A 15,874-nucleotide genomic window follows, 5' to 3' on the forward strand; every position below is an offset into this window, starting at 1 on the left:
TCACAACGGAGCTCCCGTGCGGCCGACCACGTTTCACAGCGTGATACTTTGATTCCCGATAGGAGACAGGATGACCCCCGACCTCGCTACCCTGGCTGAACAATCAGGTACCAAGTTCATCCTCGCCCTGTTCGTCGACCTGCGCGGGAAACCCTGCGCCAAACTTGTTCCCGTCGAAGCCGTCGACCAGCTGGCCACCGAGGGGGTCGGCTTCGCCGGTTACGCGGTGGGCGCCATGGGACAGGAACCCAAGGATCCCGACCTCATCGCCATCCCGGATCCCGCGTCGTTCACCCCGATCCCGTTCATCAGGGACGGGCTCGCGCTGGTGCACTGCGATCCGCACGTGGAGGGCAAGCCGTGGCCGTTCGCTCCCCGGGTCATCCTCAAGAACCTGATCCAGCAGGCCGCCGACGCCGGATTCGAACCCTGGGTCGGTGCCGAGGTGGAGTACTTCCTGCTGCGCCGCGCGGCCGACGGCAGCCTGGTCACCGCCGACGCGGACGACACCGCCGCCCAGCCGTGTTACGACGCCCGCGGCGTCACCCGAATGTATGAGCACCTCACCGCCATCTCCACGGCGATGAACACCCTCGGCTGGTCGAACTACGCCAACGACCACGAGGACGGCAACGGCCAGTTCGAGCAGAACTTCCAGTTCGCCGAGGCACTGGTCACCGCGGACCGGGTCATCACCCTGCGCTATCTGCTCTCGATGATCGCCGCCGAACGCAATATGGTCGCCACCTTCATGCCCAAGCCGTTCGCCGACCGGACCGGCAACGGCCTGCACTTCCATCTGTCGCTGACCAGCGGCGGCACCCCGGTGTTCCCGTCGGACTCCGACCAGCGGGGCCTGGGACTGTCCGAGACCGCGTACGCCTTCATCGGCGGCGTCCTCGAACATGCCTGCGCCCTGCAGGCCGTCATCGCCCCGACAGTCAACTCCTACAAGCGGACCGGGGCCACCAGCACCGCATCGGGCGCATCGTGGGCACCGCGGAAGCCGAGCTATGGCGGGAACGACCGCACGCACTACATCCGGGTGCCCGACGACCAGCGTATCGAGCTACGCGGTGGGGACGGCTCCGCCAACCCCTACCTGGCCATCGCCGCGACACTCGGCGCCGGGCTGGACGGCGTCAAGCGCAGCGCCGACCCGGGAGCTGTTGGCAGCCAGGGCAATTCAAATCTGCCACCCACGCTGCTGCATGCGATCGACGAGTTGGAGACCGACAACGTGGTGCGCGGCGTCCTGGACGCTGCCGGCGAAGGCGTCGCCGACTACTTCGCCGGACTCAAGCGCGAGGAGTTCTTCGCCTACCACGGCACCGTCGCGCCGTGGGAAGTCGATTCCTACCTGACGGCTTTCTAGAGAGAAAGGGCAACCACAACTATGTGTGGAATCGTGGGGTTACACCTACGCACGGAGGAGCTGCACCCCCGGCTGGGTGAACTGCTCGCCGGCATGCTGTGCGAGATGTCGGACCGCGGCGCCGATTCGGCCGGTATCGCGGTCTATGGGGACCCGACGTGGTCACCCCCGGGACGGGGCTGCGTATCGGTGACCGACATCGCCGAGGCCCCCGACCTCGGACCGGATGTCGCTGTGGTGCAGGTGGACTCCACCTACCTGTTGTCGGCTGACGAACCGTCCGAGAAACTCCTTCAGCGTGTACGGGCAGCGCATCCCGAGGCCCTGATCGCCGGCTTCGGTGCCGACCTCGCCGTCCTCAAGGGCGTCGGGCACCCCCGCGATCTCAGCGATGCCTGGGGGCTGGCCAAGGCCCAGGGCTGGCAGGGTGTCGGCCACACCCGGATGGCCACCGAATCCGCGGTGACGCCCTCGGGCTGCCACCCCTACACCGTCGGCCCGCAACAGTGCCTGGTGCACAACGGTTCCTTCTCCAACCACGCGACCATCCGCCGCGACCTGCAGCGTGCCGGTGTGGCCTTCGACAGTGAGAACGACACCGAGGTCGGCGCCCGGTTCGTGGCCCAACAATTGGCCGCCGGTCGCGATGTGGAGACCGCTTTGAAAGAACTCCTCGTGTCCTTTGATGGCTTCTACACCCTGCTCGTCTCCAACCACGACTCCTTCGCCGTGGTCCGCGACGCCATCGCCTGCAAGCCGGCGGTGATCGCCGAAACCACCGACTGGGTGGCCATGGCCAGCGAGTACCGCGCGCTGGCCGGACTGCCCGGCGTCGAATCCGCCAAGATCTGGGAACCCGAACCGGAGGTCGTCTACGCATGGACACGCTAGTGAAGTACGACCTGCGCAGCACACCGCTGCGTGAGGTGAATACGGCACTGCACCAAGCAGATCTGGAGGGTGAGTTCGTCATCGACCATCCCGATGGCGCACACAATGTGGCCGTCGGGGTGAACGCACCCGTCGGCGTGCGCATCGAAGGCCACGTAGGCTACTACGCCGCCGGGATGAACCAGCAGGCCGACATCGTGATCAACGGCAACGCCGGAACCGGCGTCGCGGAGAACATGATGAGCGGCACCGTGCGTGTCACCGGCAACGCCTCACAGTCCGCCGGAGCCACCGCACACGGCGGGCTGCTCGTCATCGAGGGCGACGCCGCGGCGCGCTGCGGCATATCGATGAAGGGTGTCGACATCGTGGTCGGCGGCAGCATCGGCCACATGAGCGCGTTCATGGCGCAGGCCGGCCGCCTGGTGGTGCGCGGAGATGCCGGTGAGGCACTGGGCGATTCGATTTATGAGGCCCGCATCTACGTACGCGGCGCGGTGAGCTCGCTGGGCGCCGACTGCGTCAAGAAGGACATGCGGCCCGAGCATCACGCCGAGTTGGCCGAACTCCTCGCTGCGGCAGGCTATTCCGACGAAACCACGGAGTACACCCGGTACGGTTCGGCCCGCAACCTCTACCACTTCCACGTCGACAACGCCAGCTCCTATTAGAAAGCCACCTGATGAGCTCACCTACTGACGACCGGGCCCGGCTGGGCCTGCGCGAATCGGCGACCTTCGACCGGACCACCATCGCCGCCATCCAGCGGGCCGCCGAAACCGGCATCTACGACATCCGCGGTTGGGGCGCCAAGCGAGCCCTGCCGCACTTCGACGACCTGCTGTTCCTGGGGGCATCGATGTCGCGGTACCCGCTGGAGGGATACCGCGAACGCTGCGGCACCGATGTGGTACTGGGCGGTCGGAACGCCAAACATCCGTTGCACCTGGATATCCCGGTCACGATCGCCGGGATGAGCTTCGGTGCGCTGTCCGGGCCGGCCAAGGAGGCGCTGGGCCGCGGGGCCAGCGAGGCGGGCACCTCGACCACCACCGGTGACGGCGGGATGACGCCGGAGGAGCGTGGCCAGAGCAAGCACCTGGTCTACCAGTACCTGCCGTCGCGCTATGGCATGAACCCCGACGACCTGCGTAAGGCCGATGCCATCGAGGTCGTACTCGGGCAGGGCGCCAAGCCGGGCGGGGGCGGAATGCTGCTGGGGCAGAAGATCTCCCAGCGGGTCGCCGGGATGCGTACGCTGCCCGAGGGCATCGATCAGCGCAGCGCGTGCCGCCATCCGGACTGGACCGGTCCCGATGACCTGACGATCAAGATCAACGAGTTGCGGGAGATCACCGACTGGGAGAAGCCGATCTACGTCAAGGTCGGCGCCACCCGCACCTACTACGACGTGAAGCTGGCGGTGCACGCCGGCGCGGACGTGGTGGTGGTCGACGGCATGCAGGGGGGCACCGCAGCCACCCAGGAGGTCTTCATCGAGCACGTCGGTATCCCGACCCTGGCCGCCATCCCGCAGGCGGTGCAGGCGCTGCAGGAACTGGGCGTGCACCGCAACGGTGTGCAGCTCATCGTGTCCGGCGGGATCCGCAACGGCGCCGATGTCGCCAAGGCGCTGGCACTGGGCGCCGACGCGGTCGCGATCGGTACGGCCGCGCTGATCGCCCTGGGCGACAACCATCCCCGTTACGAGGCCGAGTACCAGAAGCTGGGCAGCGCGGCCGGGTTCTACGACGACTTCCAGGACGGCCGCGACCCCTCCGGGATCAGCACCCAGGATCCGGAGCTGGCGGCACGCTTCGACCCGGTCGAGGGTGGCCGCCGGCTGGCCAACTTCCTGCGGGTGTTGACCATGGAGGCGCAGACCATCGCGCGGGCCTGCGGGAAGGCCCACGTCACGCACCTGGAGCCCGAGGATCTGGTGGCCATCACCATCGAGGCGGCCGCCATGGCCCGGGTGCCGCTGGCCGGTACCAACTGGATACCGGGCGCCGGCCTGTGAACGCGACCGCTGACGTCGTCATCGTCGGAGGCGGGCTGGAAGGTACCGCCACGGCATGGGCTCTGAGCCAGCGCGGTGTCACCGATGTCTTTGTGGCCGAACGCAGTACCGTCGGATCGGGCATGACCGGTAAGTCCAGCGGAATCGTGCGCTGCCACTATGGGGTCAGCTCGCTGGCCGCCATGGCGACCTCGAGCCTGGATGTCTTCGAGAAACCGGAGCAGTTCCTCGGCGACCATGCGACCGATATCGGCTTCCGCCAGACCGGGTACGTGGTCGGGGTCGGCGAACCCAACGTCGGCGCACTGCGCAACAGCCTGGCCGCGCAGCGCGCGGTCGGCGTGCAGACCGAGGAGATCGGTGTCGATGAGGTCGCGAAGATGTGGCCGCACGCCGACCTGACCCCCTTCGCGGCCTTCGGCTGGGAGGCCCGCGGTGGATACGGCGATGCGTATCAGACCGCCCAGGCATTCGCCATCTCCGCACGCAATGCCGGGGTGCGGGTGCGCCAAAGCTGCGAGGTCACCGAGCTGATCGTCGCGGGTGACAAGGTGACCGGTGTTCGACTGGCCGATGGGACCGAGGTTTCGGCGGAGACGGTCGTCATCGCCACCGGTGTCTGGACCCAGCCCTTCCTCGCGCGCTACGGCGTCGACGTACCCATCTCGGTGCACCGTGAGCAGATCGTGATGCTCTCTCCCGGCATCGATCTGGGCCCGGTGCCGGTATTCTCCGATCTGGTGTCACTGCAGTATGTGCGCCCCGATGTGAACTCCGAGATCCTGTTCGGCAACTCCGATCTCGCCGAACTGGAGATCGCCGACCCCGATCACTACCTCAACCGTGCCGACGAGGCCTTCATCGATCTGACGGTGGACAAGATCAGCACCCGGTTCCCGGGTTTCACCGACGCGGCGATCACGACGAGCTACGCGGGCTGCTATGACGTCACCCCGGACTGGAACCCGGTGATCTCGAGGACCGGCATCGCGGGCCTCGTCGTGGCGGCGGGCTTCAGTGGACACGGATTCAAGATCGCGCCGGCGGTGGGCAGATTGGTCGCCGACCTGGTGGTCGAGGGCGCAAGCTCCGATCCGCGGATACCCGAGTCGGACTTCCGACTGTCCCGGTTCACCGAGGGTGACCTGCTCAAGAGCCCCTTCCCATATGTCGGGGCCGGCGAGATGCGCTGACTCCGGCTCGCAACCCGAGCGCCGATGCACTTTGGAATTCGTCGTTCCCCGAGCAGGATGGAGGGATCCGCGAGACAGGAGAACCGTGAGCGACCAACCGCTGCTTCGCAATGAGTCCGGAACCGCTCGGGAACGGAATCCGCACGAACCGGTCGACGAGCTGGAGTTCGAGGCCGCGATCGGCCGGAATGTGCGCCAACTACGCCAGCAGCATGGGCTGACCGTGGCGGACATGGCGGCCCGGGTCGGCATCTCCAAGGCGATGATGTCCAAGATCGAGAACGCCCAGACCTCCTGCAGCCTGTCGACGCTGGCGCTGTTGGCCCGCGGGCTCGACGTCCCGGTGACCAGTCTGTTCCGCGGGGCCGATGTGGAACGACCGGCGGCGTTCGTGAAGGCCGGGACCGGTGCGGAGATCGTGCGCAACGGCACCAAGCAGGGACACGAGTATCAGCTGCTGAGCTCGCTGCGGGGCGAGCACAAGCGCCTCGAGTGCCTGCACGTGACGCTCACCGAGAAGAGCCAGACCTACCCGCTGTTCCAGCATCCCGGCACGGAGTTCATCTACATGCTCGAAGGGGTGATGGACTACAGCCACAGCCGGTCGGTGTACCGGTTGCATCCCGGCGATTCCCTGCAGATGGATGGTGAGGGCGCGCACGGGCCGGTGGACCTGGTGGAGTTGCCCATCCGGTTCCTGTCGGTGATCGCGTTCCCGGACTCTCAGGTCTGAGCCTGCGTGCGCATCCTGCGTCTCCTGCACCCCGGTGGCGAAATCGCTTATCGCGGTGGCTAACCCGCTGGCGACCGCCGCCAGTTCGTTGACGCCTGCGCCCAGCTGCTCCAGGGCCGTCGTGATGGTGCCCTTTTCCGCAATGTTCTGGGCATCCACGAACGCCTTCGCCCCGGCCAGCGCGGGTTCGAATACCGTCAGACCCTGCCCGATGTTGCGCCATTGCGCGGCAGTCAGATTCATCATCGCCGCATTACCGGAGGGCCAGGTCATGGCGAGGCCGAACACTGGGATCATCCTGAGGAACGGGGTGATCAGCCACCACTTGGCAGGCGGCGGCACGTTGCTCCCGTTGGGGCCGTATGGCGCGTCGCCGGCCGTCGTCCGGCCCGGGTCACCGCTGACGCCCCCGGACGGGCCGGGCCCGCCCGGGGTCGAGGCGGAGTCGGCGTTGCGGTAGTTGAACCCGGTCGCCTCCAACATCAACCCGACGTTCTTGAACGCGTTGGCAGCGTCCGCCAGTCCCCTACCGAACTCGTCGGCCTGCCGCCCGTAGGCGATGCCGAAGCTCAGTCCCGCGGGATCCGTTCCGGAGGCGATGCCCCCGGACAGCACCTGACTCATCGCGTCCGACAACGCACCGAGCTGGGCCCCCAGCGACCCGACCTGTTTCCCCGCATCGATCAGCTGCTGCGGCTCTACCTCGATCCGCACGCAATCAGCCCGCCCACATCTTTCCGTTCTTGGCGACGGCGTCGGTGTAGTTCTTGTGCGCGTTCTCGGCGACCTTGCACAGCTGTTCCAGCGACGTCTTCATCTGCTCGGCGCCGTCGTTCCACTGCCGCCGGGACTGCTCCTGCGCCTCGGACGCCTCGCCCGACCAGTTGGCCCGCAGCGCGGCCATCGCCTGGTCGATCTCCTCCAGCACCTCGGTGACCTCACGACCGAACTCGGCCATGTGATCGATGGCACTCTGCAGCTGCGGAAAGTCCACCACCAACTTCGGCATCACAACTCGCGCTCAGTCTGGGACTCCGCCCCGGGCTCCACAGGCCGCTCCACCGGCGCCTTCTCCATCGGCTCCGCACCACCGGCCGCCTCCGCGTCGGTCTCGACCTGCTGCGCCGGCGCGGTGGCCATCTGCACCGCTTGCTGGGCGGCACCGGCGGCCATCTGTCCGGCCTGGGTCAACCCGCCGGTCAGTTGCTCGCCCAGCTGGGCGGGCATCCCCACCGCCTGTGACATCGGTTGCACGACGTCTCCGAGGTTCATCTGCTGGGAAAGGTTCGGTACCTGCCCGGAGCCGGAGACACCGGCCCCACCTGCGACGCCACCGCCGCTGCCCTGCATGGTCCCGTCCAACGCGCCGCCGGCGTTCTCGTCGGTCGCCGCGTAGTTCCGGGCAGCCACGTTGAGGGCGTCCGACATGGTCTGCAGGGCGCGGATCACCTGCCCCGCACCGTTGTGCCATTGGTCCCAGTACTTGTCGAACGCCGCCGCCGCCTCGCCGTGCCAGCCGGATCCGAGCAGGTTGCCGCTCTCAAGATCAACCGCGGACAGACCGTCCTGCAGACGCTGCCCGGCCCCGCTCAAACGGTCCGCTGCCAGGTGCAACTCCGAGGTCACGACCTCGACCGACTGCCCCATGCGCCCCCGAATTCAGTAGCTCGTCTAGCAGACTAAGCCCGCTCCGAGCACCCCTACGACACCAAATTCCAGCCCTCTACCACGGGCGTTTTGGCCCGTGGACGACCGGGAGTAGAGTGTCTGACGTGCAGCGGGTGCTCCTCCTCGGACGCCGCGACGGGGTCTGATCCAGACTGGCCTCCCGTCGCGGGTCTTCGCGATGCGCCGGTCTGAATTCCTCACAACGACCCGGAGCCGAGATCATGACCACCCCTGAGACCAATTCTTCTTCTGCTGTTTCGCCGGATGCCTTCTCGTCCGTGCGCACCATCGCCACCCCGAGCGGCGCCCCCAACCCCGGCCAGCCTGCCTGGAACACCCAGCGCGGCTCGTCGATGCCGGTGAACCGGTACCAGTCCTTCGCCAGTGAGGTCGAAGACATCCGGCTGCCCGACCGCACCTGGCCCGACAAGGTCATCGAAACCGCCCCGCAGTGGTGCGCGGTGGACCTGCGAGACGGCAATCAGGCGCTGATCGACCCGATGAGCCCGGCCCGCAAGCGCCGGATGTTCGATCTGCTGGTCCGGATGGGCTACAAGGAGATCGAGGTCGGCTTCCCGTCAGCCAGCCAGACCGACTTCGACTTCGTCCGCGAGATCATCGAGGACGGCGCCATCCCGGACGATGTCACCATCCAGGTGCTGACGCAGTCCCGTCCCGAGCTGATCACCCGGACCTTCGAGGCCTGCCGGGGCGCCAAGAGCGCGATCGTGCACTTCTACAACTCGACCTCGATCCTGCAGCGTCGCGTCGTGTTCCGCGCCGACAAGGATGCGATCAAGAAGATCGCCACCGATGCCGCCGAGCTGGTGCTGCAGGAAGCCAAGAAGTACCCGGACACCAACTGGCGCTGGGAGTACTCCCCGGAGTCCTACACCGGCACTGAACTGTCCTACGCCAAAGAGGTGTGCGACGCGGTCACCGAGACCCTGGGCGCCACCCCGCAGAACCCGGTCATCCTGAACCTGCCCGCCACCGTCGAGATGGCCACCCCCAACGTCTACGCGGACTCGATCGAGTGGATGCACCGCAACCTGGCTCGCCGCGACTCCGTGATCCTGAGCCTGCACCCGCACAACGACCGCGGAACCGGCGTCGCCGCAGCGGAATTGGGCTACCAGGCCGGCGCCGACCGGATCGAGGGCTGCCTGTTCGGCAACGGTGAGCGCACCGGCAACGTCTGCCTGGTGACGCTGGGCCTGAACATGTTCAGCCGCGGTGTCGACCCGCAGATCGACTTCTCCAACATCGACGAGATCCGCCGCACCGTCGAATACTGCAACCAACTGCCGGTACACGAGCGCCATCCCTACGGCGGCGATCTGGTCTACACCGCCTTCTCCGGCAGCCACCAGGACGCCATCAACAAGGGCCTGGACGCGATGAAGTTCGACGCCGACGCCGCCGATACCGACGTCGACGACTTCCTGTGGCAGGTGCCCTATCTGCCGATCGACCCCAAGGATGTCGGCCGTACCTATGAGGCCGTTATCCGGGTCAACTCGCAGTCCGGCAAGGGCGGCGTCGCCTACATCATGAAGGCCGACCACGGTCTGGTGCTGCCGCGGCGCCTGCAGATCGAGTTCAGCCAGGCGATCCAGCAGATCACCGACGGTGAGGGCGGCGAGGTCTCGCCCAAGGAGATCTGGGACGTGTTCTCCGAGGAGTACCTGGCCCCGATCCTGCCCCTGGAGCGGATGCGTCAGAAGGTGGTCGCCTCCGAGGTCGACGGCGGCACCGACACCATCACCGCGATCGTGAAGATCAACGGTGAGGAGCGCGAGATCGTCGGCGCCGGCAACGGACCGCTGGCGGCGTTCTGCGACGCCCTGGGTGCGGTCGGCTTCGAGGTGAACGTGCTGGACTACTCCGAGCACGCGCTGTCGGCCGGTGAGGAGGCGCAGGCCGCGGCCTACGTCGAGGCGTCCATCGGCGGCAAGACGGTCTGGGGTGTCGGCATCGCGACGTCGATCACCACCGCGTCGCTGCGGGCCGTCGTTTCGGCAGTGAACCGCGCCGCTCGGGGATAAGGTGACCTAGACCGAAGCGTGCACATCCACGGTTGAGGAGAATCCGCCGTGTGGGATTCATTCTGGGACTATTTCTGGTCGTTGCTCGTCATCTTCGCGTTCATCGCGTACCTGATCATCCTGTTCAACATCCTCACGGACTTGTTCTGGCGTGACCACAAGACCTCAGGCTGGGTGAAGGCGATCTGGGTGTTCTTCCTGATCGTCTTCCCCTATCTGACGGCGCTGATCTACCTCATCGCCCGGGGCAAGGGGATGGCCGAACGGGCGCAGGCCGCGGCCGTGGCCGCCAGGCAGGAGACCGACGAGTACATCAGACAGGCTGCCGGCCGGTCGCCGGCGCAGGAGATCGCCGACGCCAAATCCCTGCTGGATTCGGGGGCCATCAGCCCGGACGAGTACGAAGCGCTGAAAGCCAAGGCGATGAGTTACACCGTGCCGCCGACGGGACAGGAGTCCCGGTAGAACGTCGACCACTACCCCATCACTGTGGACTGGGTTACACACTGTATTGATCGCGCGTCAATCCGTAACGGAGTGATCCGGTCGCTTTCACAGTTTCCCCTGGAGACTCATAGCCGACGGCCCGCCGGGCCAAATCGGTTGTGAATCGCTATAACTCGTGCCGCAACGACGCGGCACGTCCAGGAGGAATTCGTGATCCCGCACGCCTCGTTCTTCGATGCCGAACGTCAGACCGCCCTGGCAGGTGATGACATCGCGGTCGGTGTGACCGATACCGCCGAGGAGGGCCGACTGCGGTTCTCGCTGTCCGCGCTGCATCCGGTGCCGCTGCGCCGGATGCTGCCCGCACTCGAGAGCATGGACCTCGAGGTCATCAACGAGCACACCAACTCCTGGAACAGGCCGGACGGGTCCGTGTGCCACGTCTACGATCTGGTGCTGGACACGAACGGCCCGGTCGCGTCCGAGCAGATCTGCGACACCTTCCGCGCCGTCTGGGCGGGCCGGATCGAAGCCGACCGGTTCAATGCCCTGATCCCGGTGGCCGGCCTGCACTGGCGACAGGTCGCGGTGTTGCGTAGCTACAGCCGCTACCTGCGGCAGCTGCCGATGCCCTACGGCCAGAACCGTATTCAGCAGGTGCTGCTGGACAACCCGGGCGCGGCCGTCGCCGCGGTGGCACTGTTCGAGACGCGGTTCAAGGACGGCGCCGACGCCGCGGCGATCGAGGCAGCCGATGAGCGACTCGCCGCCGAGATCGACCGGGTCGCCCATATCGACGCCGACCGTGTCCTGCGTGCCTACCGCAATCTGATCAACGCGACCGTGCGCACCAACGCCTTCCACGACGGTGCGTTCAGCGCGGCGGCGCCGTACCTGGTGCACAAGTTCGATGCCCAGCAGATCGACGAACTGCCGCAGCCCCGACCACTGTCCGAGATCTTCGTCTACGCACCGGAGTTCGAGGGGCTGCACCTGCGCTTCGGCCTGGTGGCCCGCGGCGGGCTGCGCTGGTCGGACCGCCACGACGACTACCGCGCCGAGGTGCTCGGATTGGTCAAGGCCCAGGCGGTGAAGAACGCGGTGATCGTTCCGGTCGGCGCCAAGGGGGTCTTCGTGGTCAGGCAGCCGGCCGCGGGCCGCGAGGAGGCGCTGCACTGCTACCGGCATTTCGTCTCCGCCCTGCTCGACGTCGTCGACAACGACACCGAGGGCGAGGATCCCTACCTCGTGGTGGCCGCCGACAAGGGCACCGCCACCTTCTCCGACGCGGCCAACGCCGTGGCGCTGGAACGCGGCTACTGGCTCGGCGACGCGTTTGCCTCCGGCGGATCGGCCGGCTACGACCACAAGTCGATGGGCATCACCGCCCGGGGCGCCTGGGTCAGCGGTGACAGCCATCTCGAAGAGCTCGGAATCGACGCTGATGCCGATGAATTCCGGGTTGTCGGCATCGGGGACATGAGCGGTGACGTGTTCGGCAACGGGATGCTGCTGCGCCGCGGCATCAGACTCGTGGCCGCCTTCGACCACCGGCACATCTTCGTCGACCCGGTCCCTTCGGCCGAGGCCGCCCGCGGCGAGCGGGAGCGACTGTTCGCGCTGCCGCGCTCGTCCTGGGACGACTACGACCGCACCCTGATCAGCGCGGGCGGCGGGGTCTGGTCCCGCGAGTCCAAGACCATCGCGGTGTCCGAGCAGATGCGCCGGTCTCTCGGCATCACCGAATCACCCACGCACCTGACCCCCAACGACCTGATCGGCCATATCCTGCGGGCCCCCGTCGATGTGCTGTTCAACGGCGGCATCGGCACCTATGTGAAGGCCGGCGACGAGCAACACAGCGAGGTCGCCGACAAGGTGAACGACGGCGTGCGGGTGAACGCCGCCGACGTCCGGGCCCGGGTCATCGTGGAGGGAGGCAACCTCGGGGTATCGCCGCGCGGGCGGGTCGAATTCGCCCGCCGCGGTGGGCACATCAACACCGATGCCATCGACAACGCGGCCGGCGTGGACTGCTCCGATCACGAGGTCAATCTGAAGATCCTGCTGGCCGGCCGCTTCCCGATCGCCGAGCGGGACGCGCTGCTGGCCGAGATGACCGACGAGGTCGCCGCCCACGTCCTGGCCAACAACACCGCGCACAACCGACTGCTGCGCGATTCGCGCTCCGACGCGGCCGCATTGGTCAGCGTGCACGCCCGGATGATCTCGATGTTGGAGGACAAGCGCGGCCTGCACCGCGAGCGGGAGCAGCTGCCCAGCGCCGAGGAGTTCGCGGCGATGGCCAAATCCGGTGCGGGCCTGACCCGCCCCGAGCTGGCCACCCTGATGGCGCACGCCAAGCTCGATCTCAAGGCCGAACTGCTGGCATCCGAAGAGTTCGAGGACCCGTATTTCACGGCCGCGCTGCACCGGTACTTCCCGGCCACGTTGCGCCGTCGGCTCGGCGCACAGGTCGAAGAGCATCCGTTGCGCCGCGAGATCATCGCCACCACGGTGGTCAACCACCTGCTGGCCACCTCCGGTCTGACCTACGCCTTCCGGCTGGCCGAAGAGACCGGAGCCACCGCGGGCGATATCGTGCGGGCGCACGCGATCGTGTCCGAGGTCTTCGACCTCGATCAGCTCTGGGACGACATCCATTCCGCGGCACTGACCCCCGCCCTCACCGATGCGCTGATCGTGGAGAGTCGCCGTCTGCTCGACCGTGCTTCCCGTTGGTTCCTGCTGAATCGGCCCCAGCCGCTGTCCATCGCCGATGAGATCGCCCGGTTCGGCCATCCTGTCGCGACATTGCGCGGCAAGTTGCCCGAGATGCTGCGCGGGGACGAACTCGCCACCGCCGGACGGATCTTCGATGACTTCGTCGGCCGCGGAACCCCGGCCGGTGTCGCCGGCAGGATCAGCGAATCCCTGTACGCCTACAGCCTTCTCGACATCGTCGACATGGCGCTTGCCGACGGTGAGGATGCCACGCACCTGGCGCACATCTATTTCGAGCTCTCGGCACATCTCGGGGTCGACCATCTGCTGCTGGCCGTCTCCGCGCTGCCGCGCGGCGGCCGCTGGAACGGGCTGGCCCGGCTGGCGCTGCGTCAAGACCTGTACCGGTCACTGCGCGACCTGGCCAGGGAGGTGAACCGGATGGTCGGCGCCGGGCCGGGCCCGGTGGACATCATCGCCGAGTTCGAGGCCTACAACCGGCCGCGGATCGAACGGGCGCGGCGCACTCTGCAGGATTTCCTCGCCGTCGAGAATCCCGACCTGGCGGTGGTGTCGGTGGCGGCCACCCAGATCCGCCGGCTCACCAACGCGAATCAGCCGGGCTGAGACATGAAACAGCCGGGGTGAGCGGTGCTCACCCCGGCTGGTCCGGTCAAACTGTGGTGCTGATGCCTCAGGGCTTCAGGTGCGCGACCTGGGGCAGCACCTTGGTGCCGACGAGTTCGAAGCTGCGTCGGTAGACGTCCGGGTTGTCGGTGTACTCGTGGCCGAAGGAGATCAGCGAGCCGAAGCCGCCGACCTCGTTGTACAGCTCCTCGATCTTGGCGGCGACAGTCTCCGGCGAACCCACGAAGTGGAAGTTGTCCACCATCCACTCGGCGGACAGCTCCTCCAGCGTGATGGTGCCGCCGGTCATCATCTCGCCGATGCCGAGCTTGATGAAGGTGGGGATGTTGTAGTTGCCCCACAGATCACCCATCGCACCGTTGAGGTAGCCCTCGCGTGCCTCCTCGTCGGTGTCGGCGACGAACACGTCGCGACAGATGCGCCAGTCGGCCCGGTTGGGCGTGTGACCGGCGGCCTCGGCAGCCTCGGCGTAGGTGGCCCAGTGCTCCTTGAGCACCGAGTTGTGCACCTGCTGGCTCATCGGGAAGTAGCCGTTGCGACCGGCCACGGCCAGGGTCGGCGACTTGGCCTGCATGCCGGTCATGATCACCGGGATGCGCTCCTGCTTGGGCACCAGGTGCGGTCCGTGGATGTCGTCGTCGTAGGCCGGCATGTCGACGGTCCAGTACTTACCCTCGATCCGGAACGGTCCCTTCTTGGACCAGATGCTCTCGATGATCTCCAGCGCCTCGGTCATCATCTCCGGGTTCTGCTTACCGGTGTTGAAGAGCTGAGCGTCACTGGGGAACGCGCCGGGAGCGAAGCCCGCGATGTAGCGTCCCTCGGTCATGTGGTCCAGCCACATGATGCGGTGCGCCAACGCGATCGGGTTGTGGTAGGCCAGCAGGTGGGCAGCGGCGCCGAGCTTGATCTGCGAGGTGATCTGCGAGGCGGCCGCGATCATCGCGTCCGGTGCCGGGCTGGGCTCCCCACCGAGGGTGTAGTGCTCGGCAAAGTAGGCCTCCGACCAGTTGTACTCATCCGCCCACTTGGTCAGCGTCAGGTCCCAGTCGATGACCTGCTTGGCCGTGCGCTTGCCGTGTGAATAGGCGCGCGAATAGGGGATGTTGAAGATGCCGAACTTCATCTCGGTGTCCTTCCGTAGGGGTGTGCGGAGATATCGGGAAACCTTGCCGCCATGGGGATCTGCCCCTGCTTGACGCGACTCGCACTTTTCGTACATTTGTAGAAACAACGCGATAGCGGCCAACGTAGCGACGCGGTGGCGCGGGTGTCAACAGCTAGGACGAAGAAATCTTCTGTTTACATAAGTCAACGGGCACAGGGGAATTCGCTCTGCACCGCACGATCATCCAGGTCAGTGCGACTTGCGCCGCGCTGACCTGCACTTTCTACATTCGTAGGGTTCTGCATGGCGCTCACCCGGGTGCCGGTAATGGTTGCGGTACCCTCACCAAAACACGCACAGTCAGGAGTCGACGGTGAAGAGATCGGGCAGCCGCTCAGAGGCGACCGCCATGGCCCTCGTCGAGGCCGCACTCCAGATCATCCGCGAATCCGGGGTCAAGAGCGTCACACACCGCAAGGTGTGCAGCTACGCCGGCGTGGCGCTGGGTAGCAGCACCTATCACTACGAGAACCTCGACAACCTCATTCTCGATGCGTTCGCGCATTACGTGGAGCGCGTCTCGGTCCGCTACGAGAACCACTTCGAGGGCGCAACCTCGGACGATGACCTGGTCGACGCGATTCTCACGCTGGTCAACGCGATGACGACCGATATGGGCAATGCGATTCTGGAATGGGAACTGCTGGCCGAGGCCGGCCGCCAGGACGCATACCGGGAACTCGGCCACAAGTGGTCCAGTCGGGCTCGCACGGCGGTCGAACGCTACGTGTCGCCGAGGGTCGCCCACATGCTGGAGACGATCTGGGACGGGTCCACCGTGCATCGGGTACTCAATGGCACCGAACTGGACGACGCCGGCCTGCGTGAGCTCCTCAAAGCCACCCTCGCGCTGGACCCCGCCAGGGGCTATCCGCGTCGGCAGGAAGCGGCCAAGCCGGCGAAAAAGCCTACAAAGAAGGCGGCTACCAGGCGAAAGGCCTCGTAGCCGCCCTCCGGCG

Annotated in this window: 14 protein-coding genes; 11 read left to right on the top strand and 3 right to left on the bottom strand. The window is 66.7% G+C overall.

The genetic code is table 11. The annotated features are described in order from the left end of the window. Positions 1–70: 70 nt before the first annotated feature. The 7 genes from glnT to K0O62_RS26820 all read left to right on the top strand — a co-directional run bounded on the left by glnT (position 71) and on the right by K0O62_RS26820 (position 6,672). Complete coding sequence (gene glnT / locus K0O62_RS26790; RefSeq protein WP_073859269.1) at positions 71–1,375, top strand: type III glutamate--ammonia ligase; 1,305 nt, start codon at positions 71–73, stop codon at positions 1,373–1,375. 21 nt (positions 1,376–1,396) lie between these two features. After that, positions 1,397–2,266, top strand: a complete 870-nt coding sequence (locus K0O62_RS26795; protein ID WP_073859268.1) for a class II glutamine amidotransferase domain-containing protein — start codon at positions 1,397–1,399, stop codon at positions 2,264–2,266. Further along, positions 2,254–2,937 (top strand): protein glxC, encoded by a 684-nt coding sequence (locus K0O62_RS26800; protein ID WP_073859267.1) that lies wholly within the window; start codon positions 2,254–2,256, stop codon positions 2,935–2,937. Before K0O62_RS26795 ends, K0O62_RS26800 begins: the two co-directional genes overlap by 13 nt. 11 nt (positions 2,938–2,948) lie before the next feature. Next, the gene (locus K0O62_RS26805; RefSeq protein WP_073859266.1) at positions 2,949–4,286 is read left to right on the top strand and encodes an FMN-binding glutamate synthase family protein; all 1,338 of its coding nucleotides are present in this window, start codon (positions 2,949–2,951) and stop codon (positions 4,284–4,286) included. Beyond that, on the top strand, positions 4,283–5,479 hold the full coding sequence (locus K0O62_RS26810; protein WP_073859265.1) for an NAD(P)/FAD-dependent oxidoreductase: 1,197 nt from the start codon (positions 4,283–4,285) through the stop codon (positions 5,477–5,479). The genes K0O62_RS26805 and K0O62_RS26810 overlap by 4 nt, the downstream gene beginning before the upstream one ends. An 85-nt stretch (positions 5,480–5,564) precedes the next feature. Continuing rightward, positions 5,565–6,212 (top strand): type II toxin-antitoxin system RelB family anti-toxin, encoded by a 648-nt coding sequence (locus tag K0O62_RS26815; protein ID WP_073859264.1) that lies wholly within the window; start codon positions 5,565–5,567, stop codon positions 6,210–6,212. A gap of 271 nt (positions 6,213–6,483) precedes the next feature. Beyond that, positions 6,484–6,672, top strand: coding sequence for a hypothetical protein (locus K0O62_RS26820; protein WP_131817470.1), 189 nt, complete (start codon positions 6,484–6,486; stop codon positions 6,670–6,672). A 258-nt stretch (positions 6,673–6,930) separates the two neighbouring features. On the opposite strand, the gene K0O62_RS26825 is transcribed toward K0O62_RS26820, so the two are convergent. Together K0O62_RS26825 and K0O62_RS26830 are read right to left on the bottom strand one after the other, a co-directional pair. After that, positions 6,931–7,221 (bottom strand): WXG100 family type VII secretion target, encoded by a 291-nt coding sequence (locus K0O62_RS26825; RefSeq protein WP_079244780.1) that lies wholly within the window; start codon positions 7,219–7,221, stop codon positions 6,931–6,933. Further along, positions 7,221–7,859, bottom strand: a complete 639-nt coding sequence (locus K0O62_RS26830; RefSeq protein WP_073859262.1) for a WXG100 family type VII secretion target — start codon at positions 7,857–7,859, stop codon at positions 7,221–7,223. The genes K0O62_RS26825 and K0O62_RS26830 overlap by 1 nt, the downstream gene beginning before the upstream one ends. A gap of 242 nt (positions 7,860–8,101) precedes the next feature. Between K0O62_RS26830 and leuA the strand changes: the two genes are divergently transcribed. The 3 genes from leuA to K0O62_RS26845 all read left to right on the top strand — a co-directional run bounded on the left by leuA (position 8,102) and on the right by K0O62_RS26845 (position 13,726). Continuing rightward, positions 8,102–9,928 carry a 2-isopropylmalate synthase gene (gene leuA, locus K0O62_RS26835; RefSeq protein ID WP_073859261.1) on the top strand — a complete coding sequence of 609 codons (1,827 nt, stop codon included), beginning with the start codon at positions 8,102–8,104 and terminating at the stop codon, positions 9,926–9,928. Positions 9,929–9,976: 48 nt separating this feature from the next. After that, positions 9,977–10,393, top strand: a complete 417-nt coding sequence (locus K0O62_RS26840; RefSeq protein ID WP_073859260.1) for an SHOCT domain-containing protein — start codon at positions 9,977–9,979, stop codon at positions 10,391–10,393. Between the two features lie 192 nt (positions 10,394–10,585). Next, entirely contained in the window at positions 10,586–13,726 is a 3,141-nt protein-coding gene (locus tag K0O62_RS26845) for an NAD-glutamate dehydrogenase domain-containing protein (RefSeq protein WP_234800286.1), read from the top strand. A gap of 67 nt (positions 13,727–13,793) precedes the next feature. On the opposite strand, the gene K0O62_RS26850 is transcribed toward K0O62_RS26845, so the two are convergent. Further along, positions 13,794–14,873, bottom strand: coding sequence for an LLM class flavin-dependent oxidoreductase (locus K0O62_RS26850; protein WP_073859259.1), 1,080 nt, complete (start codon positions 14,871–14,873; stop codon positions 13,794–13,796). 391 nt (positions 14,874–15,264) lie between these two features. Between K0O62_RS26850 and K0O62_RS26855 the strand changes: the two genes are divergently transcribed. Then, the gene (locus K0O62_RS26855) at positions 15,265–15,861 is read left to right on the top strand and encodes a TetR/AcrR family transcriptional regulator (RefSeq protein WP_207551007.1); all 597 of its coding nucleotides are present in this window, start codon (positions 15,265–15,267) and stop codon (positions 15,859–15,861) included. Positions 15,862–15,874: the final 13 nt, after the last annotated feature.

This window comes from Mycolicibacterium diernhoferi, from assembly GCF_019456655.1.
Taxonomy (GTDB): Bacteria; Actinomycetota; Actinomycetes; order Mycobacteriales; family Mycobacteriaceae; genus Mycobacterium; species Mycobacterium diernhoferi.

What these genes read in the sequence shown, in the direction of transcription:
- leuA (WP_073859261.1), top strand. Translation starts at nt 8,102, where the DNA reads ATGACCACCCCTGAGACCAATTCTTCTTCTGCTGTTTCGCCGGATGCC.
- K0O62_RS26825 (WP_079244780.1), bottom strand. Translation starts at nt 7,221, where the DNA reads ATGCCGAAGTTGGTGGTGGACTTTCCGCAGCTGCAGAGTGCCATCGAT.
- K0O62_RS26820 (WP_131817470.1), top strand. Translation starts at nt 6,484, where the DNA reads ATGGCGAGGCCGAACACTGGGATCATCCTGAGGAACGGGGTGATCAGC.
- K0O62_RS26850 (WP_073859259.1), bottom strand. Translation starts at nt 14,873, where the DNA reads ATGAAGTTCGGCATCTTCAACATCCCCTATTCGCGCGCCTATTCACAC.
- K0O62_RS26855 (WP_207551007.1), top strand. Translation starts at nt 15,265, where the DNA reads ATGGCCCTCGTCGAGGCCGCACTCCAGATCATCCGCGAATCCGGGGTC.
- glnT (WP_073859269.1), top strand. Translation starts at nt 71, where the DNA reads ATGACCCCCGACCTCGCTACCCTGGCTGAACAATCAGGTACCAAGTTC.
- K0O62_RS26795 (WP_073859268.1), top strand. Translation starts at nt 1,397, where the DNA reads ATGTGTGGAATCGTGGGGTTACACCTACGCACGGAGGAGCTGCACCCC.
- K0O62_RS26805 (WP_073859266.1), top strand. Translation starts at nt 2,949, where the DNA reads ATGAGCTCACCTACTGACGACCGGGCCCGGCTGGGCCTGCGCGAATCG.
- K0O62_RS26830 (WP_073859262.1), bottom strand. Translation starts at nt 7,859, where the DNA reads ATGGGGCAGTCGGTCGAGGTCGTGACCTCGGAGTTGCACCTGGCAGCG.
- K0O62_RS26800 (WP_073859267.1), top strand. Translation starts at nt 2,254, where the DNA reads ATGGACACGCTAGTGAAGTACGACCTGCGCAGCACACCGCTGCGTGAG.